Origin of the sequence: Rudaea sp. 3F27F6 (assembly GCF_005503555.1) — a bacterium.
Classification (GTDB): Bacteria; Pseudomonadota; Gammaproteobacteria; order Xanthomonadales; family Rhodanobacteraceae; genus Rudaea.
Genome location: NZ_SCNG01000001.1, coordinates 550,393 through 570,679 on the forward strand (window position 1 = coordinate 550,393; position 20,287 = coordinate 570,679).

General features: G+C 65.8%; 18 protein-coding genes. 10 read left to right on the top strand and 8 right to left on the bottom strand.

Going from position 1 to position 20,287, the window contains the following annotated elements:
• The first annotated feature begins 68 nt into the window (after positions 1-68).
• Positions 69-386, top strand: coding sequence for a pyrimidine/purine nucleoside phosphorylase (locus FFS30_RS02295; RefSeq protein ID WP_137911490.1), 318 nt, complete (start codon positions 69-71; stop codon positions 384-386).
• A 95-nt stretch (positions 387-481) separates the two neighbouring features.
• Here FFS30_RS02295 and FFS30_RS02300 read toward each other — a convergent pair whose 3' ends face one another.
• The 8 genes from FFS30_RS02300 to map form a co-directional block, all read right to left on the bottom strand.
• A complete protein-coding gene (locus tag FFS30_RS02300; protein ID WP_137911491.1) occupies positions 482-1,549 on the bottom strand; it encodes a DUF5694 domain-containing protein in 1,068 nt (355 codons plus the stop codon).
• A 128-nt stretch (positions 1,550-1,677) separates the two neighbouring features.
• Entirely contained in the window at positions 1,678-2,808 is a 1,131-nt protein-coding gene (dapE, locus tag FFS30_RS02305; RefSeq protein ID WP_137911492.1) for a succinyl-diaminopimelate desuccinylase, read from the bottom strand.
• A gap of 45 nt (positions 2,809-2,853) precedes the next feature.
• Complete coding sequence (locus FFS30_RS02310; protein WP_137911493.1) at positions 2,854-3,213, bottom strand: Spx/MgsR family RNA polymerase-binding regulatory protein; 360 nt, start codon at positions 3,211-3,213, stop codon at positions 2,854-2,856.
• Between the two features lie 78 nt (positions 3,214-3,291).
• Positions 3,292-4,710, bottom strand: a complete 1,419-nt coding sequence (locus FFS30_RS02315; protein WP_137911494.1) for a sulfotransferase — start codon at positions 4,708-4,710, stop codon at positions 3,292-3,294.
• A 171-nt stretch (positions 4,711-4,881) separates the two neighbouring features.
• Positions 4,882-5,262, bottom strand: a complete 381-nt coding sequence (locus FFS30_RS02320) for a VOC family protein (RefSeq protein WP_137911495.1) — start codon at positions 5,260-5,262, stop codon at positions 4,882-4,884.
• 3 nt (positions 5,263-5,265) lie between these two features.
• Complete coding sequence (gene dapD, locus FFS30_RS02325; protein WP_137911496.1) at positions 5,266-6,093, bottom strand: 2,3,4,5-tetrahydropyridine-2,6-dicarboxylate N-succinyltransferase; 828 nt, start codon at positions 6,091-6,093, stop codon at positions 5,266-5,268.
• Between the two features lie 143 nt (positions 6,094-6,236).
• Entirely contained in the window at positions 6,237-8,966 is a 2,730-nt protein-coding gene (gene glnD / locus FFS30_RS02330; RefSeq protein WP_137911497.1) for a [protein-PII] uridylyltransferase, read from the bottom strand.
• 167 nt (positions 8,967-9,133) lie between these two features.
• A complete protein-coding gene (map, locus tag FFS30_RS02335) occupies positions 9,134-9,901 on the bottom strand; it encodes a type I methionyl aminopeptidase (protein ID WP_137911498.1) in 768 nt (255 codons plus the stop codon).
• Between the two features lie 296 nt (positions 9,902-10,197).
• Here map and rpsB point away from each other — a divergent pair, with 296 nt between their 5' ends.
• From rpsB to FFS30_RS02380, 9 genes are all read left to right on the top strand, one after another.
• Positions 10,198-11,091 carry a 30S ribosomal protein S2 gene (gene rpsB / locus FFS30_RS02340; protein WP_137911499.1) on the top strand — a complete coding sequence of 298 codons (894 nt, stop codon included), beginning with the start codon at positions 10,198-10,200 and terminating at the stop codon, positions 11,089-11,091.
• A 271-nt stretch (positions 11,092-11,362) separates the two neighbouring features.
• A complete protein-coding gene (gene tsf, locus FFS30_RS02345) occupies positions 11,363-12,238 on the top strand; it encodes a translation elongation factor Ts (protein WP_137911500.1) in 876 nt (291 codons plus the stop codon).
• A 112-nt stretch (positions 12,239-12,350) separates the two neighbouring features.
• The gene (locus FFS30_RS02350; protein ID WP_249352269.1) at positions 12,351-13,976 is read left to right on the top strand and encodes a sigma-70 family RNA polymerase sigma factor; all 1,626 of its coding nucleotides are present in this window, start codon (positions 12,351-12,353) and stop codon (positions 13,974-13,976) included.
• A gap of 75 nt (positions 13,977-14,051) precedes the next feature.
• On the top strand, positions 14,052-15,251 hold the full coding sequence (locus FFS30_RS02355; RefSeq protein WP_137911502.1) for an acyltransferase: 1,200 nt from the start codon (positions 14,052-14,054) through the stop codon (positions 15,249-15,251).
• Positions 15,252-15,315: 64 nt separating this feature from the next.
• On the top strand, positions 15,316-16,041 hold the full coding sequence (pyrH, locus tag FFS30_RS02360; RefSeq protein WP_137911503.1) for a UMP kinase: 726 nt from the start codon (positions 15,316-15,318) through the stop codon (positions 16,039-16,041).
• Positions 16,042-16,124: 83 nt separating this feature from the next.
• Positions 16,125-16,682 (top strand): ribosome recycling factor, encoded by a 558-nt coding sequence (gene frr / locus FFS30_RS02365; RefSeq protein WP_137911504.1) that lies wholly within the window; start codon positions 16,125-16,127, stop codon positions 16,680-16,682.
• 519 nt (positions 16,683-17,201) lie between these two features.
• Positions 17,202-17,924: a polyprenyl diphosphate synthase gene (gene uppS / locus FFS30_RS02370; RefSeq protein ID WP_137911505.1), complete on the top strand. Its 723-nt coding sequence runs from the start codon at positions 17,202-17,204 to the stop codon at positions 17,922-17,924.
• Positions 17,925-18,063: 139 nt separating this feature from the next.
• Positions 18,064-18,879: a phosphatidate cytidylyltransferase gene (locus FFS30_RS02375; protein WP_137911506.1), complete on the top strand. Its 816-nt coding sequence runs from the start codon at positions 18,064-18,066 to the stop codon at positions 18,877-18,879.
• A gap of 142 nt (positions 18,880-19,021) precedes the next feature.
• Complete coding sequence (locus FFS30_RS02380; protein ID WP_137911507.1) at positions 19,022-20,200, top strand: 1-deoxy-D-xylulose-5-phosphate reductoisomerase; 1,179 nt, start codon at positions 19,022-19,024, stop codon at positions 20,198-20,200.
• Positions 20,201-20,287 lie beyond the last annotated feature (87 nt).

Here is a 20,287-nt window from a genome sequence, read left to right on the forward strand (position 1 = left end):
CGGTTTTCCCCCACAAAGCGGACGCGACGACGTACCCGCGCGAAAGCAGCCACAAGGACTCAGCAAAGATGACGACCGAAACGCTCACCCCGGCCAGCGTCGCGACCAAGGCCAACGTCTACTTCGACGGCAAGTGCGTCTCGCACACGCTGCATTTCGCCGACGGCAGCCGCAAGACCATTGGCGTGATCCTGCCGGCGTCGCTGACCTTCACCACGGGTGTGGCCGAAGTCATGGAATGCGTCGGCGGCTCCTGTGAGTACCGGCTGCCCGGCGACGACGCGTGGACGCACTCGGGCATCGGCGAAAAATTCAGCGTGCCGGCGAACACGGCGTTCGAGATCCGCACGAGCGAGGGTTATCACTACATCTGCCACTTCGGCTGAGCGTCCGCGTCACGACTCGAGGTATATACCGGGGCGAAGCGCAAACCGCGCCGTTTCCGCTTTCGCGGCGGACGGCGCGGCTTCATACACCCCCGTTACTTGAGTATCTGCTCCGCATCGACGATCTCGACGACCTGCATCTGACCGAGGAAATTGTCGAACCACGGCTTGTGCATCGCGCCGACGATCGCCAGCACGCGTGCACCGGGACGATCGCCGAACGCGGCGCGCACGTTGGACACCATGCGCAGATTGCGCGTCTCCCAGCCGGCGACGTACAACTGGCCGTAATGCTGCGGCGACGGATCGCGCAACGCTGCGGCGAAATCGCTCTGCGCCCGCAGGCTCAGGCTGTCCGGCTTGTTGACCAGGCGATACAGGGCCAGCATGTCGCCGCCCTTGCTCAAGGCGTCTTCTTTTTCGCCCAAGGTTTTGGTCAGCCCCGCTGCGCCGTTCCATGCCTGCTGGATCGCTTTGCCATAGGCCTGCTCGTCGTCGATCGGCAGGTTGTCGCCGGTGTGATCGTCGGCCGGATACACGCGCTGCAGGCCAAGTCGCGCCGCGACGCGCGCGGCGATCAGATAATCCTCGTTGTTCTTCGTTTCGAGCTTGCGCAGCGTCGCCGCGAGCGTCTCGTCCAAGCCGTCGCCGGCGATGCGCTCGGCCGCCGGCAACTGCAGCCACTGCACCACGGCGGAAGCATCATCGCCTGCAGCGAGAAACAGCGCAGCGAGATGCCGGCGCTGTGCGGCGGTCGGCTTGGCCGGCCACGCCTTGAGAGTCTTGTCTACTTCGCCGATCGCCGCGGGCATGTCGAGTCCGGTCGCGACTTTCGCCGCCGACGTGTCGCGGCAGTAATGCTTCACGTCGTCTGCCGAATACAGCGATGTATAGCGCTTCATCCTGTCGCAGCCTTCGCCCGAGATCGCTTCGATCGTGATGACGTCGGGCTTGTAGGCGACGAGCCGGTCGAGCAGCGGATTCAGCGACTCGGGCTTGAAACCCTTCGGCATCTGCGAAAGATGCACGCTGCCGAGCACGAGCACCTGCGTCTTCGGCCCGACAATATCCTTGCTCAAGCCCGACAGATCCACGCCTGCCTGAGCACTGCCGCCTGCGAACAGAGCCGCCGCCAATCCAAGTACCGAATACCGCTTGCGCATTGCTTCTCCCATGACATGAAGGCCCGGCCGTTCGCGCCGGTTCGACTTACGCTGCCGGCGACGCCGGCAGCAAACGAAGCTAGGATGCGCCGCTCGACGGAAAAGGTTTATTCCTGCCGATATGCGACTCAGGCCAGCAGCCGCCGCGCGATGTCCAGGTAGAGGTCGGGAAGTTTTTCGATTTCCGCGAGCGCCACGTGCTCGTCGATCTTGTGGATCGACGCGTTGACCGGACCGAGTTCGACGACCTCGGCGCCGAGCGGCGCGATGAAGCGCCCGTCGGAGGTGCCGCCCGCGGTATTCGTTTCGGCGACGACGCCGCAGACTTCGCGGATTGCGGCACCGGCCGCGGCGCGCAGTGCGCCGTTGCGGGTCAGAAACGGTTCGCCGGACAAATCCCAGGCGATCTCGAAATCGAGACCGTGTCGGCGCAGGATCGCCTCGCTGCGTTCACGCAGCGAATCTGCCGTGCTCTCGGTGCAGAAGCGGAAATTGAACGTCACCGCCAGCTCGCCCGGGACGACATTGAGCGCGCCGGTGCCGGCGTGCACGTTGGAGATCTGCATCGAGGTCGGCGGAAATTCGTCGTTGCCCTCGTCCCAGCGTGTCGCCGCGAGTTCGGCCAGCGCGGGCGCGGCGAGATGGATCGGATTGCGCACCTTATCCGGATAAGCGACGTGACCCTGCACGCCGCGCACCGTCAGGCGCGCGGACAGCGAGCCGCGGCGGCCGACGCGCATGACATCGCCGAGCTGCAGCGCCGACGACGGCTCGCCGACGACGCAGTAGTCGATGCGCTGAGCGCGGCGGCGGAACTCGTCGGCGACACGACGCACGCCGTCGAGATTGGTCGGCCCTTCCTCGTCGCTGGTCAGTAACAGCGCGATCGTGCCGCGATGCTGCGGATGCGCCTTGGCGAAGGCTTCGAGCGCGAGTGTCATCGCCGCGACCGACGATTTCATATCGGCCGCGCCGCGGCCGTACAAGCGCCCTTCGCGCACGGTCGGCTCGAACGGCGGGCTCGACCATTTTTCTACCGGACCGGTCGGCACCACGTCGGTATGGCCGAGGAACACGAGCACCGGCGCGCCGCTGCCGTGCGTTGCCCAGAGGTTGTCGACTTCTCCGTAGCGCAGCGACTCGATCGCGAAGCCCGCGCGCGCGAGACGCTCGCCGAGCAGTTTCTGGCAGCCCCGATCGTCGGGCGTGATCGAAGGACGCCGGATCAGGTCGATAGTCAGGTCGAGGATTTCGGACATGGGATTCCGGGATTCAAAAAGACTGTGCTGCCGTAGGCGCGAAAGTTATTTCTTCGCGCCGAACAGACTGGCGAACAACTTGTCGGTAAAGCCGAGGCTGACGCCGTCGGCACGCACCACGACCGGGCGGCGCACGAGGGCCGGATATTCCTTGATCAGCAGCAGCCATTCCGGATCGGACTCGGGCGATTTGCGGTTCGGCGGAAGATTGCGCCAGGTCATGCCGGTGCGGTTGACCAGCTTCTCCCAGCCGCCGACCTGCTTGGCCCAGTCCTTGAGCACGGCCGCGTCCACGCGATGCTCGCGATAGTCGACGAAGCGATAGTCGATCTTGTGTTTGTCCAGCCACTTGCGCGCCTTGACGCAGGTGCTGCATTTGTCCAATCCGTACAGCGTGGTCGTCATCCGTCTCTCCGATGGAAGCAGGCGGCGCGCACGCGCACGCCGCGAATCAGCTTCGCATTCTAAGGGAAGCGGAGGGGCTTAAAAGCGGCGCAGGAAATCGCGCATCGCGCCGCGCAGGTGCGCGCGGCGCATCCACAGAAACGCGAACGCCCCGCCGGTGCTCGACGCGGCATAGAGCGGCCAGGCGACGTGCGCGGCGCGCAGGCCGGCCGCGCCCGCATAGCGCATACCGACGATCAGCACGAACTGCACGAGCAGGAGTGCGCCGAAGCGGCCGAGAATGCGGTCGAGGCGCTGTGCCCAATGCGTGCTCTCGGTGAGTTCCGTCTGCAGGCCGAGAATGCGCGTGTCACGGCGCTGCACTTCCGCATCAAGTTCGCCGGCCCAGCGGTTGCGCTGTGCCACTTCGTCCTGCAGCGCGACGATGACGGCGGATTGCTGCGCGGCTTGCGCATCGAGCGACTGCGCCCAGGCGTTGCCTTGTTCGACCTCGTGCTGCAAGCCGAGGATCGCCGCATCGCGTTCCGCCACGGCGGCGTTGCGATCGCGCGCCCACGCATTGGAACGTTCGAGTTCGGCATGAAGGCCGGCGAGCTTGTCCTGCGCGACCGCGTATTCGCCGTCGAGCGCGGCGACGAAATCGACGCGCTCGTCGAATGCGCGGTCGAAGCCGGCCGCGACGGACTGCGACGGCTCGCATCCGGGCACGTTTTCCTGCAGCGATCGGCTCAGCTCGCGCGCCGCACGCAGCGCGTCCGCGTCGACCCGCGCGGTATCGACGGCGAAATCGGCCGGCACGTTCGAGCTGTTGATGCGCATGCGCAGCGGTTCGCGGCAGCAGGCTTCGTAGGGCTCGTCGAGAAATTCGCAGACCTCGCGCAAGGTCGCTTCGGGCCGCTCGACCAGATCGGCGTAGCGCAACCGATGCACGACCTCGCCGCCGAGCGCGCGTTCGGCAGCGACGCAGGCGCCGACGGTCGTGCTCCAGTAGGCATAGGCCTGCGCGGCGTCGGCGACCAGGCTCACGCCGCCGATGCGATGGAAGTTCAGCATCGACGCGGCCACGTCGTCGACGTCGCGCACGATATGCAGGAATTTCGCCGCCGGAAACAATTTGCGCAAGCCGCAGATATGCAGCGAGTACTCGGGCGTGCCGTCGATCCAGCGCGTCTTCGCGTCCGCTGCGTAGCCCGCCGGCGATCCGGGACGATGACGGAAGATCAGGTTGTCGATGGCGACGCCGAATTCGGCGATGAAGGCGTCGCGCTCGACGCCGATCGCGGCCAGTTGGGAGCGCTCACCGCGACGGCTGCCGGCCTTGTGCCGAGCGCCGACGTCGGCAGCGAAATCGCCCATCCAGCCGGACTCTTCGAGCGCCAGTAGGTTCGAGTGCTGGCCCAGGCACCAGGTCAGAATGCTCGTGCCCGAGCGCGGCGAACCGACGATAAAAATCGGTGCGGGAGCGAAGCGCAGCGGGTGGACGGCCGATCGGTTCATCGTGCGTGGCGGGAGACTCGAAGGTTCTACGGCGAACCCTCAACGCTCCAGCGGCGATTCCGCTGACAGGCAGGTTCGGCAGTTCGACCACTGTCGATCGCCAAAGCGCACGAAATGTGAAGGAATCTTGGATTTACATCGCGGTGAGACCTAGGCCGCAATGTGTCCGGGTCAGGCGATGAAGTTCAGCTCGACGCCGTTGCCGGCGGGATCGTCGAAGAAAATCTGACGCTGCCCGCTCGCCGGGACTTCGTCGACCTCGTGCACAATGCCCTGTGCGATCAAGGCCGCGCTCATCGCCGCAAAATTCTCGCAGGCGAACGCGACGTGGTCGAACGTCGCGACCGCATGGAGCGCACGTGTCTCGTCCGCGCGCGTCTCGGTCAGATGCAGCACATCCTTTTCGCCCGCGTAGAGCCAATAGCCGCGGCTGCGGAACGGCGGCCGCGGACCGACGCGCAGGCCAACCGTTGCGCAGTAGAAATCACGCAGCGCTTCGAGCAGCGGACTCGGCGCGCGCAGGTTGTAGTGATCGAGCCCGAGCGCAGCCACGAATCACTCGCCGCCGCGCAGCAGCTCGTTGATCGATGTCTTCGAGCGCGTCTTCTCGTCGACCTGCTTGACGATGACCGCGGCATAGAGGCTGTGGCTGCCGTCCTTGGCCGGCAACGAGCCGGCGACGACAACGCTGCCGGCCGGTACGCGGCCGTAGGAAATCTCGCCGGTCGCGCGGTTGTAGATGCGCGTCGATTGGCCGATGAAGACGCCCATGCCGATCACGCTGCCCTTCTCGACGACGCAGCCTTCGACGACTTCCGAGCGCGCGCCGATGAAGCAGTCGTCTTCGATGATCGTCGGCCCGGCCTGCAGCGGTTCGAGCACGCCGCCGATGCCGACGCCGCCGGACAGATGTACGTTCTTGCCGATCTGCGCGCAGGAGCCGACCGTGGCCCAGGTGTCGACCATCGTGCCCGCACCGACGTAAGCGCCGATGTTGACGAAGCTCGGCATCAGCACGACGTCCTTGGCGACGTGGGCGCCGCGGCGCACGATCGCGCCCGGCACGGCGCGCGCGCCGAGTGCGCGGAATTTTTCCTCGTCGTAGCCTTCGAAGCGCAGCGGCACTTTGTCGAAGTACGGCGCCGGTGCCGCATCCATCACTTTGTTGGCGTTGATGCGGAACGACAGCAGCACGGCTTTCTTCAGCCACTGATTGACCTTCCAGCCGCCCTGTCCATCGGGCTCGGCGACGCGCAGTTCGCCGGTTTCGAGCAGGTCGAGCGCGCGCTTGATCGCAGGGCGCAATGCGGACTCAACTTCGGCGGCCGGCAGATCGGCGCGGCGTTCCCAAGCCGAGTCGATGGTGTCTTCAAGGGATAGCATAGAAAACCTCTGGATGAGCATCGCGGGCGCAGGCGGCACGCGCATTTGAATCGGGCGCGGCGCCGGAACGCAGGAACCGGAGTTTACTGGGAGTGCAAAAAGATTCCGAGCGGCGCCGCGCGCAAGCCGCGACGCGCCATCGTTCAGACGGAGATGCTGTAGGCCTCCGCGGCCTTGGCCGCAGGCGCGATCTGCGCGGCGAGGCGTTCGGCGAGCGCGGCGCGCAGCGCTGCGCATTCCGTTGCGCCGAGCATGCGATTGTCGTCGTCGGTGAGTTGAAAGAAATCCTCGACGCGCTCGCCGAACGTGGCGATGCGCGCATCGTGCACGCGCAGCCGGCGCGCACGGAACACCTGCGCGACCGCGGCGAGCAGGCCCGGACGGTCCGAGCAGACCAGCGCAAGTTGGGTGCGCCCGCTCTGCGCGTCGTCGCGGAACTCGATGCGCGTCGGAATCTGGAAATGCTTGAGCCGGCTCAGCGGCCGCTGCGCACCGACCGACACCGGATACGGATTCTGCTTGAGGGTTTCCTCGAGCGTGCGGCGCAGGCGTTCGACCGTGCCCGCATCGAGCACGCGCGAGTTGGCGTCGAGCACAAGGAAATTGTCCATGCCCATGCCGCTCTTCGAGGTAACGATGCGCGCGTCGAGCACGGACAGGCGCATGCGCTCGAACACCGCGGTGACCGCGGCGAACAAGCCGTCGCCGTCGGGCGCATAGACGAACACTTCGCTGCCGCCGCGCGGGCCCTGCGGATCGACGAGGACGAGCGGCGCCTTCGCATGCGAAGCATTGGCGATGCCGGCGGTCTGCCAGGCGATCAGGCTCGGCTTGAAGCGCAGGAAGGTTTCCTCGGGGAAGTCCGACCAGATGCGCCCGACCGACTGCGCCGACAGGCCGAGTTCGGCGAGCGCCTGATAGGCCTGCATCTGCGCCTCGCGCACGCGCTCCGCCGCGTGCGGCGGCCGTTCGAGGCCGCCGCGCAGCACGTAGCGCGTGCTCGTGTAGAGGTCGGCGAGCAGCTTGTCCTTCCACGAATTCCACAACTTCGCGCTGGTGCCGGCGATATCGGCGCAGGTGAGCAGATACAGATAATCGAGGCGTTCGGAATCTTCGACCGTGCTGGCGAAGCGGTGCACGACGTCGGGATCGTTGATGTCCTGGCGCTGCGCGGTGACGCTCATATGCAAATGCCAGCGCACAAGCCAGGCAACGAGATCGACGTCGGCCGAGGACAGGCCGAGCACGGCGCAGAATTCGCGCGCGTCCTTCTCGCCGAGTTCGGAGTGATCGCCGCCGCGACCTTTGGCAATGTCGTGGAACAGCGCGGCGAGGATCAGCAGTTCCGGCTTCGCGAGGCGGCCGAACAGCTCGTGCGCAAGGGCGAACTCGCGGCTCGCCTCGACATCGGCGAACTTGGCCACGTTGCGCAGCACGCGCATCGTGTGTTCGTCGACGGTGTAGACGTGGAACAGGTCGTACTGCATGCGCCCGACCACGCGGCCGAACGCCGGCAGGTATTGCGCGAGCACGCCGTAGCGGTTCATGCGCACGAGCGCGTCGATCGCCGGCGCGCCCTTGCGCAGCAGGCGCGCGAAGGCGGCGTTGACCTCGTCGTCGAACGCGAGGTCGCGGCCGATCCGCGTCAGCGCCTCGTTGATGCGGCTGACCAGATCGGCGCGCAGTCCTTTCACTTCGGGATGCTCGATCCAGACACGGAACAGGTCGATCAGCGCGGCCGGACGGCGCAGGAATAAATCGGGCGGATCGCAGTCGAGGCGGCCGCCGAGATTGACGAAGTCGAGACTCAGCCGGCGCGGCTCCGCCGACGCAGAATCTTCGTCGAGCGCCTCCTCGCAGCGCTGCACGAACTGTTCGTTGAGCCGCGCGACGACGATCGCCGCACGAAAGAAACTCTGCATGAACTGTTCGACGCCGAGGTTTTGTGCATGCTCGTCGCTGTAGCCGAGGCGCCGCGCCAGCTCGCGCTGATAATCGAACAGCAGGCGCTCTTCGGGACGGCCCGCGGCGAGATGCAGCGCATAGCGGATGTGCTGCAGGCGCGCGCGTGCCTGGTCGGCCGCGGTCGCTTCGTCGGCCGACAACATGTCGCATTCGACCAGCGCGGCGAACGTCGGCGCGGCGAACAGGCGCTGGCCGAACCAGAGGATCAACTGCAGCGCGCGCAGGCCACCCGGACCGTCTTTGAGATTCGGTTCGAGGTTGTAGGCCGTGTCGTTGAACTTGGCGCGGCGCTGCTCTTCTTCCTTGCGCTTGGCAGCGAAATACTGCGCCGGCGGCCAGATCGTTTCGTCGCGCATCAACGCGGCGAACTCCACGGCAAGCACAGGCGCGCCGAGAATCTGCCGCGCATCGAGCAGGCTCGTGTAGATCACCGCGTCGCCCGCGGCGAGTTCGCGGCACTCGACCAGCGTGCGCACGGCGTGGCCCGGCTTGAGGCCGATGTCCCACAGGCAGGTGAAGAACGACTCGACGGCGCGCAACGCGGCCGGCTCGGGGCACGGCACGGTCAGCACGAGCAGGTCGACGTCGGAATACGGGAACATTTCTTCGCGGCCAAAGCCGCCGACGGCGAACAGGGCCAACGCCTCGCTTTCGCCGACGCAGGAAGTCCATACATGGGCGACGATGCGCTCGACGGCACGCGAACGCAACCGGATCAGTTCTCCCGTCGCCGCGTCGTAGCGCTCCCTGTCGATCGCGGCGAACGCCTCGGCGAAACGCCGGTCGGTGTCGCCGAGCAATTGCTTGAGCGACAGGCGCGCCTGCTCGGAGACGCCCGAACGCGGCACGCTCCTCGGCAGGCGCGGCAGCACGATGGCTAGTTCGGCGGAGTTGCTCGGCGCAGGCATCGAATCAACGGACCTTTATGGAGAAACCGTTCTCTCGGCGGGAGAAGGTGCCGGCAGGCGGATAAGGAAAAAACCTTCCGCGTGCACAATACCCTGAAAATTTGTAGCGCCTTTCCTTTATCCGCTCGTTCTGAGCTTCTTCTCGGCGCGGGAGAAGGAAAGCGGCATCACGCCGCCTTCGGCCAAGGCGTGAGTATCTCGAAACCGTCGTCGGTGACGGTGACCGTATGCTCCCACTGCGCCGACAGCGAATGGTCGCGCGTGACCACGGTCCAGCCGTCGGGCAGCAAGCGCGTCTGTGCCTTGCCGGCGTTGACCATCGGCTCGACGGTGAAGGTCATGCCCTTTTCCAGGCGCAGGCCCTGGCCGCGATGGCCGTAGTGCAGCACCTGCGGGTCCTCGTGGTAGATCTGGCCGATGCCGTGGCCGCAGTATTCGCGCACGACCGAGAACCCGGCCGCCTCGACGTGCTTCTGGATCGCATGGCCGATGTCGCCGAGCGTCGCGCCGGGGCGGACCTGGCCGATGCCGAGCATCATCGCCTCGAAGGTGACCGTGCACAGGCGTTGCGCGCGCACGTCGGGCTTGCCGACGTAGTACATGCGGCTGGTGTCGCCGTGCCAGCCGTCCTTGATCACGGTGACGTCGATATTGACGATGTCGCCGTCCTTCAAGATCTTGCCCGGGCTCGGAATTCCATGGCAGATCACGTGGTTGACCGAGGTGCAGATCGTCTTCGGGAAGCCCTTGTAGCCGACGTTGGCCGGAATCGCCTTCTGCACGTTGACGATATGGTCGTAGCAGATGGCGTCGAGCTCTTCGGTCGTCGCCCCTGGCTTCACGTGCGGCACGATCATTTCGAGCACCTCGGCGGCGAGCTTGCCGGCGACGCGCATTTTTTCGATCTGCTCGGGGGTTTTGATGGTAACGGGCATGGCTTTCTCGGTCCGATTCGCCGCCGCTTGTCCTGAAACGGCGGCACAGGCTATAATTTCAAAGTTTCGTGGCTCGCTGCAATACCGCAGCGCTGTTCCGAAATGCGGGCGCGGGGGCTTATTCCCAAGTCCGCCAGGGCACAGTGCCCAAATCCGCACACGTATCGTTACCGTTGTCGGGGTGCTTCGGTCCCTTCGGGATTCGAGGTCGCCAACGCTGGATACGTGGAGGTTCAACCCCGGACTTTCATCGCGCCGATGAGCGCGGTGCAGTCCATTGTCGAGAGAAGTATACAATGCCTCAAGTCACCATGCGCCAGATGCTCGAAGCCGGCGTGCATTTCGGTCATCAGACCCGCTACTGGAATCCCCGCATGGCGCCGTACATCTTCGGCGCGCGCGGCAAGATCCATATCATCAACCTCGAAAAGACCCTGCCGCTGTTCACCGACGCGATGAACTTCCTGTCGGCGATCGCGCAGAAGCGCGGCACCGTGCTGTTCGTCGGCACCAAGCGCTCGGCGCGCGACACGCTCAAGGAAGAAGCCGCGCGCTGCGGTATGCCCTACATCAGCCAGCGCTGGCTCGGCGGCATGCTGACCAACTTCCGCACGGTCAAGCAGTCGGTCGCGCGCCTCAAGGAAATCGAAGCGATGTCCACCGACGGCCGCTTCGAGAAGCTGGTCAAGCACGAAGTGCTCGGCCTGATCCGCGAGAAGGACAAGCTCGAGAAGTCGCTCGGCGGCATCAAGAACATGAACGCCCTGCCCGACGCGCTATTCGTGATCGACATCGGTCACGAGGACATCGCGATCAAGGAAGCGAAGAAGCTCGGCATTCCGGTCGTCGCCGTGGTCGATACCAACTATGACCCGTCCCTGGTCGATTACGCGATCCCGGGCAACGACGATGCGATCCGCGCCGTGCAGCTCTACGCGCGCGCCGCCGCCGACGCGGTGCTCGAAGGCAAGGCCGCCGCCCCGGCCTACGTCGCCGCAGCCAAGGACGAGTTCGTCGAACTCGACGCCGAAGGCAACCCGGTGACGAAGCGGGCCGACGCGCGCGAGCGCGACGATCGCCGCAAGCCGGGCCCGCGCAAGCCGGCGCCGAAGAAGGCCCCGGCCGGACGCCGCGGCCCGCCGCCGTCGGCGAAGAAGGCCGACGACGCCGCGCCGGAAACCGCGGAGTAATCGCCCCGTTCCTCTTCCCCTCGCCGGGAAGAGGACGCGAAACGCCGGACGAGGGTCGAAATCGACACGCTACGCGATGCCTTGAACGGCGCCGCGTGCGTCCACCGAGGGCAAGGCAGGGAGGCCGATTGGAAACAACACGGCAGGTTCCTTGCCGCGCCTTTTCCTCATCCGACCCTTAGGGGCGGCTTCTCCCGGCGGGAGAAGGAAAGAATCCTGTCACGCGCGGTCTTCAAGATCGCGCCCCACATTCAAGCAACCGAGGTACCCCATGGAAATCACCGCAAGCCTGGTCAAGGAACTGCGCGAGCGCACCGGCGCCGGCATGATGGAGTGCAAGAAGGCACTCACCGAAAACCAGGGCAACATCGACGCCGCGGCCGAGTGGCTGCGCAAGCAGGGTCTCGCCAAGGCCGACAAGAAGGCCAGCCGCGTCGCTGCCGAAGGCCGCATCGCGATGGCGCAGAACGGCGGCAAGGCCGTGCTCGTCGAGATCAACTCGGAGACCGATTTCGTCGCCAAGGACTCGAACTTCATCGCCTACACCGACGCCGTCGCCCAGGCCGCGCTCGCTTCGGGTGCCGCCGACGCCGAGGCGCTCAAGAGCGTCAAGCTCGCCTCGGGCGAGACGGTCGAGGAAGCCCGCGCCTTGCTGATCGCCAAGGTCGGCGAGAACGTGCAGGTGCGCCGCCTCGTGCGCATCGACAGCGCGAACAACGTCGGCGCCTACCTGCACGGCGGCCGCATCGGCGTGCTCGCCGAGGTCAAGGGCGGCGACGCGGAATTCGCGCGTGGCGTGGCGATGCACGTCGCCGCGATGAACCCGCCGTACAACAAGGCGGCCGACGTGCCGGCCGATTTCGTCGCCAAGGAAAAGGAAATCGAACTGGCCAAGATGACCGAGAAGGACAAGGCCAAGCCGGCCGAAATCCTCGAGAAGATCATCGGCGGCAAGATCGCCAAGATCGTCAACGAGAACACGCTGTACGGCCAGCCCTACGTGCTCGACACCGACAAGACCGTTGAAGCCGCGGCCAAGGCCGCCGGTGCGGACGTGATCGGCTTCCAGCGCCTCGCCGTCGGCGAAGGCATCGAGAAGGTCGTCGAGGACTACGCCGCCGAAGTGGCGAAGGCCATGAAGGTCTAAGCAGTTGGGCCGCACGGCCCGCACTGTTGAAAAAAGCCCGCGGACTCCGCGGGCTTTTTTATTGCGCGCATTTCTGTCACCTTTTTCCCCGACCGAGCCACCAGTGCGTACCATGCAAATGACCGCACGCCTGTTCGACTCCCGCAGCGACGACGCCAAGCTCGTCGCGCAAAGCCTCGCCGGCAGCCGCGACGCGTTCGCGCGTATCGTCGCGCGCTATCAGTCCCTGGTCTGCTCGATCGGCTACAGTGCGACCGGCAATCTGAGCCAGAGCGAAGACCTGGCCCAGGAAACCTTCATCAGCGCCTGGAAACAACTGCGCGACCTGCGCGACCCAGACAGCCTGCGCGCCTGGCTCTGCGGCATCGCGCGCAACGTGGCCCAGAACACACGCCGCCGCGACGGCCGCGAGCCGGCACATGCCGCAGACCCGATCGATGCGACCTTCGACGCGGCCGCTGCAGACGCGCCACCGCACGAGCAGGCGATCAGCGACGAGGAGCAGACGATCCTGTGGCGCTCGATCGCGCATATTCCGCCGCTCTATCGCGAACCGCTCGTGTTGTTTTACCGCGAGCAGCAGTCGATCGAGGCAGTCGCCGCCGCGTTGAATCTCAGCGAGGAAGCGGTCAAACAGCGTCTGTCGCGCGGACGCAAGCTGCTGCAGGAACAGATCGCGAGCTTCGTCGAAGGCGCACTCGCACGCAGCGCGCCGAACGCCGCATTCACCCTGGCCGTCGTGGCCGCGCTGCCCGGCACGACGACTTCGGCGGCTGCGGCCGCGGTCGGCGCGACCGCGGCGCAGGGCGGCACCCTGGCCAAGTGGGCCGGGTTCGCCGCGTTGTTCAACGCTTTGTCCGGCCTGCTGCTCGGCTTCGTCGGCACGTACATCGGCTATCGCCTCGGCGCCGAGGCCGCGCGCACTCCGCGCGAACACGCCCTCCTGCATCGGCAGATGCGCAACATCCTTCTCGGGCTCGCGTTTTTCCTGCCCGCCTTGTTTGCGTTCACGTTCGCTGGGCCGTTCTGGGCCGAACACCTGTGGCTGTTTCTCGCCGCGGCGGTGGCGCTGCCGCTGACATTCGCGGCGTGGATCGTGCTCACCGTGCTCGCTTCGGCGCGCGCCGTGACGGCCCTGCGCGAAGCCGAACGCCATGCGTATCCGCAATTGTTCGCCGATGACGACGCAGGCGCCCGGCGCGATTTCAGCGAGTACCGCAGCCGCGCCACACTGCTCGGTCTGCCTCTTTTGCATATCCAGTTCGGCGTGCCGCCGCGCGGCGCGGGATCGGCGCGCGGCTGGATCGCGATCGGCCCGGCGCACGCGTTCGGCGTCCTCTACGCGATGGGTGCGACGAGTTGCGGCGGCATCAGCGTCGGCGCGATCTCGTTCGGCATCGTCTCGATCGGTTCGGTCAGTTTCGGACTGGTCTCGCTCGCCACGATCGCGCTCGGACTGTTTGCGTTCGGCGGCATCGCGATCGGCGATTACGCGATCGGCGGTTTCGCCGCGGCGTGGACGGCGGCCGCCGGCGGCCTTGCCGTCGCCTACGACGTCGCCGGCGGCGGCTTCGCGATTGCTCAACAACATGCCAACGATCTGTTCGCCCGCGACTACTTTCAGCGCCACCAGTTCGATCTGCTCTTCCGCACCGCACTCGGCGCAATCGTGCTGCTGATGGGCGTGCCCGGAATCGCCTATCTCGTCGCCTTGCGACGACGTCGCCGCGCGGCCTAAACGCCAGCGCTGCCGGCCGCATCTTTACCGCGGCCTTCTCCCCACTCCCGCCAAAGAGCATTCGCTCTCGAACCCATGCAGCCGACCATCACCGCCCCATCGACACACGAACGCCACTTCGCCCTCGACTATCTGCGCGCATTCATCACCGTGCTCGTCGTCGCCCATCATGCCGTGCTCGCCTACCACCCCTACGCGCCGCCGCTCGGCAGTTTCGGTGCCGCCAATATGTTTTGGGCCGCGTTTCCGGTGGTCGACACGCAGCGCTGGGCCGGCATCGACGTCTTCGTCGGCTTCAACGACACGTTTTTCATGTCGCTGATGTTCCTGCTTTCGGGACTGTTCGTCTGGCCGAGCCTGCGGCGCAAGGGCGCGGGTTCGTTCCTGCGTGACCGCTGCCTGCGCCTAGGCCTGCCGTTCGTCGTTTCCGCGCTCGTGCTGGCGCCGCTCGCCTACTATCCCGCGTGGTTGCAGCGTGGCGGCGAGGCGGGCATCGGCGGATTCGCCCAAGCCTGGCTCGCACTCGGCGTCTGGCCGGCCGGACCGGCCTGGTTTCTCTGGGCCCTGCTCGCGTTCGACGTGCTTGCCGCGCTGTCTTCGCGCATCGCGCCGGGCTGGGCCGAAGCCGCGGGGCGCGCGTTGGCGTCCCGCTCCCCAGCGGTTTTCTTCGCGTGGCTTGCGGCGATTGCGCTGATCGCCTTCGTTCCGCTCGCGTCGCTTGTCGATCCGTCGGCATGGTGGAGCTTCGGCCCGTTCTTCTTCCAGACCTGTCGCGTTGGGCTGTACCTGAGCTTCTTCGCCGTCGGCATCGCCGTCGGCGCCTGGGGCATCGAACGTGGGGTGTTCGCCGCAGGCGGCAATCTCGGGCGACGTTGGATGCTCTGGCTCAACGTGGCGGTCGCGGCCTATTTTGCGCTCGTCGCACTGTTCATCACTCTTCTGGTTACCAATGGGAAGCAACAGCCGATCGCCGGACTCTCGACGGCGACCCTGGCCGCGTTCGCGCTATCCTGCACCGCCACATCGATCGCGTTGCTGGCGATTTTCCTGCGCTTCAAACAACGCCGCTCCGCCGTTCTCGACAGCCTGAGCCGCAACGCCTACGGCATTTACATCGTCCATTACGCCTTCGTCAGCTGGTTGCAGTTCTCTTTGCTTGGCGCGAGCTGGCCCGGAGCGGCGAAAGGCACGATCGTGTTTCTCGCCGCGCTCGCGCTGAGCTGGCTCACCGTCGCGACGTTACGTCGCAGCGGTTGGATCGCCCGCGTGATCTGACGACGCTCCGCTGCCGAGCGCTCTGGGCTAGAATGCGCGCGTTTGCCCGCCGCAAGGAACTGCTATGCCCGCCGAGATCAAGTACAAGCGCATCCTCTTGAAACTTTCCGGCGAGGCGCTGATGGGCGAAGCCAACTACGGCATCGACCCGAAAGTAATCTACCGCCTCGCGCGCGAGGCGCATGAAGTGCAGCGCGCCGGCGTGCAGATCGGCATGGTCATCGGCGGCGGCAACATCTTCCGTGGCGAAGGCCTCGCGGCCGCCGGCATGGACCGCGTGACCGGCGACCACATGGGCATGCTCGCCACCGTGATCAACGCGCTGGCGATGCAGGACGCGCTGGAAAAAGTCGGCGCCGAGGCACGCGTCATGAGCGCGATCAAGATCAACGAGGTCTGCGAGGATTTCATCCGCCGCCGCGCGATCCGCCATCTGGAAAAGGGCCGCATCGCGGTCTTTGCCGCCGGCACCGGCAATCCGTTCTTCACCACCGACTCGGCCGCGGCACTGCGCGCGATCGAGATCGGCGCCAACCTCGTGCTCAAGGCGACCAAGGTCGACGGCGTCTATACCGCCGACCCGAAGAAAGATCCGACCGCGACGCGCTACGACCGCCTCACCTACGATCAGGTCATCGAGCGCAAACTTGCGGTGATGGACACGGCGGCGATCGCCCTGTGCCGCGACAACAAACTGCCGCTGCGCATCTACGACATGAGCCGCGAAGGCGACCTTATGCGCATCGTGCGCGGCGAAGCGGTCGGCACCCTCGTCGACACCGGCAGGTAAACGCCCCGAGGCCGCGGCAAACACGCCGCGCCGAGCGACGCTGATATACTTTGCGGCCTTTCCAAAGGCCAGCGGAGCCCGTCATGCTCAACAACATCAAATCGGACGCGCAAACGCGCATGACCAAGAGCGTGGATGCGCTCAAGCACGAACTCGTCCGCCTGCGCACGGGCCGCGCGAGCACCGCGCTGGTCGACCATCTCAAGGTCAACTACTACGGTTCGGACGTGCCGATCGGCCAGGTCGCCAACATCGCCGTCGCCGACGCGCGCTCGCTGACAATCACACCGTGGGAAAAGCCCATGGTCGCCGCGGTCGAGAAGGCGATCATCGCCGCCAACCTCGGCTTCACCCCGACCACGGCCGGCACGGTGATCCGCATCAATATCCCACCCCTCACCCAGGAGCGCCGCAAGGAACTGTCCAAGCACGTTTCGCACGAAGGCGAGAACGCCAAGATCGCGATCCGCAACGTGCGCCGCGACGCCCTGCACCAGGTCAAGGAACTGCTCAAGGACAAGAAGATCACCGAGGACGAAGAGCGCAAGGCCGAAGAAGACATGCAAAAACTGACCGACAAGTTCGTCAAGGACGTCGACGGCGTGGTCAAGGCCAAAGAAGACGAATTGATGGCGATGTGAGAGCCGGGATTCGGGATTCGGGATTCGGGATTCGGGATTCGGAGAGAGCTTAGCTTCGCGCTTTTGATCTCCGCTCGGCTTTTTCGCTCTTCGGGTCCCCGTCAGCCGCGGCGAGGGCATGGCGGAACCGCCCGTAAGGGTCGCGCGCAGGATGCGCGCGAGTTCGCGAACGTACATGGATGTCCATCGAGCGAACCCCGGCATGACCTCGCGAACCGCCGCAGGCGGCGCGGCTCCCGGGGCGGCGTTTCTTTGGTTACTTTCTTGTCGCTGTAGACAAGAAAGTGACCCGCTCGTCCGTAGGACGAGTGGAAGCTTTTGCTCATCCTAACTAAAAAAACAAAGTCGCTGGATGACCAGCCCTGCGGCTGTTAAGAGCCCCGCCAAGAGCACGCGGGAATGACAAGCAAAAAAAAGAGCGCGGACGTGCTGGATACGTTCGCGCAAGGCGCGCGAAAGTCACCCCGCGGACCCGCATGGTCCGTCGCAGAAATACGAACGGAAGTGGAAAAATCCACAATGCAGCAACCCCGCCACATCGCCATCGTCATGGACGGCAACGGCCGCTGGGCGAAGCAGCGCCATCGTCCGCGTACGTTCGGCCACCATGCCGGCCAGAAAGCGGTGCGCGCGACGATCGAAGCCTGCCTGCACCGTGGCGTCGAAGCCCTGACCCTGTTCGCGTTCTCGTCGGAAAACTGGCAGCGACCCAAGGACGAAGTCGGTGCGCTGATGGAGTTGTTCCTCAAGGCGCTCGACCGCGAAGTCAACGAACTGCACGGCTACGGCGTGCGCATCCGCTTCATCGGCGAATTGTCCGCTTTCGCACCAGCGCTGCATGAGCGCATGCAGGCGGCGATGACGAAGACCCGGGAAAACACCAAGCTCGCGCTCAACATCGCGGTCAACTACGGCGGCCGCTGGGACATCGCCCAGGCCGCGCGCCGCGCGGCCGAGGCCGCGGTCGGCGGCGAAATCGACGCGGGCCAGATCGACGAGGCACGGCTGGCCGGCTATCTCGCGCTGGCCGATCTGCCGCCGCTCGATCTGTTCGTCCGCACGGGCGGCGAAAGGCGCGTGAGCAATTTCCTGCTCTGGCAGCTTGCCTACGCGGAACTCTACTTTTCGGACGCGTTGTGGCCGGACTTCGACGCCGCTCACCTCGACGCCGCGATCGCCGATTTTGCCGGACGCGAGCGGCGTTATGGTAAAACGAGCGCTCAGGTCACGGGCGAAGACTGATGCGGATTCACGAGTTGAACCTTGCCACCCCATTCGTGGTGAGGCACCGAACCACGAACGGCAATCTCGGCGTGGTATTCACCCTGCGCTACCTCAGGGCGGACGGCGTTGATTTCCGGCTTGGCCAATCGGGGGTTGCTTGAAACAACGGATTATCACCGCACTGCTGATCACGCCGTTCGCGATCGCCTTGATGCTGTTCGTGCCGACGCCGGCCTTCGTCGCCGTGATCGGCACGCTCTGCGGCATCGGCATGTGGGAATGGACGCGCCTGTCCGGCATGCGCTCGCGGCCGTGGCGCGCGGTGGCGGTCGCGCTCGGCGTCGGCGCGATGCTGGCGCTGTATTTCACCTCGAACATCGTGCTGTGGTGGGCCTTCATCATCCTCGGCTGCCTGGCTTGGATCGGCGCCGTGTTCTGGCTGCGCCAGTTCTCGTTCGCCGCCTCGACCACGCCGGAGCACACGGCGCTCAAGCTCGCCGCGGGCGCACTCGCCATCTTGCCGGCGTTCGCGGGCCTGATGCGCATTCACCAGACGCAGGCGATTCCGCACACCTGGGCGCTCTACGCGCTGCTTCTGGTCTGGTGCGCCGACACTTTCGCCTATCTTGCCGGCAGCCGCTGGGGCAAGACCAAACTCGCGCCGCAGATCAGTCCGGGCAAGACCCGCGAGGGACTCTACGGTGCGCTGATCGGCTCGGGCATCATCGCCGCAATTGGCGGCTGGCTCCTCGACGTGCGCGGCGCGAGCCTGGTTCTGCTCGTGCTCGTCGCCCTGATCAGCGTGGCGTTCTCGGTGGTCGGCGATCTGTTCGAGAGCATGATCAAGCGTCACGCCGGCGTGAAGGACTCGGGCAATCTGTTCCCCGGCCATGGTGGCGTCTGCGATCGTCTCGACGGCGTGTTCGCGGCCCTACCGTTCTTTGCCCTCGGCAAAGCCCTGCTGGGACTATGAGCCTGCTTCCAAATCTACTGCGCTCGACATTTCACGCGCGTAGCGTGCTCGGAATCCTCATTTACCCCTCTGTAAACTTCGGTTCTTGCGCTCCGTGCGCGCGCGAACTGTCTTCGCTCGCTACGATTTGGAAACAGGCTCAATGAGGAACGTCGCGGTACTCGGCGCCACCGGCTCGATCGGTGCGAGCACGCTCGACGTGATCGCGCGCCATCCCGGCCAGTTCCGCGCCAGCGTGCTCGCCGCGCATCGCAAGGTCGACGAACTCGCCGCCCTGTGCGTGCGCTTCCGCCCCGACCTTGCTGTCATAGCCGACCCAGCACTCGAAATCGCCCTGCGCGACCGGATCGTTGCGGCCGGGCTGCAAACCCGGGTCGCAGCAGGCACGCAAGCGCTCAACGAGGCCGCCTCGGGCGAACTCTGCGACACCGTGGTCGCCGCGATCGTCGGTGCCGCGGGCCTGGAATCGACGCTCGCCGCGGCGCGCGCGGGCAAGCGCCTGCTGCTCGCCAACAAAGAGTCGGTGGTGATGGCCGGCAAACTCCTGCTCGACGCCGTGCATGCGGGCGGCGGCGACCTGATTCCGGTTGATTCCGAGCACAACGCGATTTTCCAATGCCTGCCGGGCGGGCGGCCCGATCTCGCCGTCGCGGGTGTGCGCCGCATCCTGCTGACTGCCTCGGGCGGCCCGTTCCGCGGCCGCAAGCGCGCGGACCTCGCTGCGATCACGCCCGATCAGGCCTGCGCGCATCCGAAGTGGAGCATGGGCCGCAAGATTTCGGTCGATTCGGCCACGCTGATGAACAAGGGCCTCGAGGTCATCGAGGCGCATTGGCTGTTCGGCGCCGCGCCGGCCGAAATCGAAGTCGTCGTGCATCCGCAAAGCCTTGTGCATTCGCTGGTTGAGTACGCGGACGGGTCGGTGCTCGCCCAACTCGGCAATCCCGATATGCGCACCGCGCTCGCCCACGCCCTCGCTTGGCCGCAGCGCATCGATGCCGGCGTCGCGCCGCTCGACCTGATCCGCGCGGGCGCCCTGCAGTTCGAGGCGCCGGACCGCGACACGTTCCGCTGCCTCGACCTCGCCTACCGGGCGCTCGAAGCGGGCGGAACGGCGCCGACCGTGCTCAATGCGGCCAACGAGGTAGCCGTCGGTGCCTTCCTCGAAGGCAGCCTGCCCTTCCTTGCCATTCCGGAGTTGATCGAGGCCGCTCTCGACGCAATCTCCGCTGAACCGGTGGACGGAGTGGAGCATCTGCTTCACACTGATTTAACGGCACGCCGAATAGCGCAACGTAAGATGCAGCAAGGCTTTTGTTGAATTTTCGCCTTTCCCGGCCAGGGACAAGGCCGCAGATGGTGATACAGGGGAAGGTGTTTCCAGGAAGGAAAGCCGCCCGAACGCACA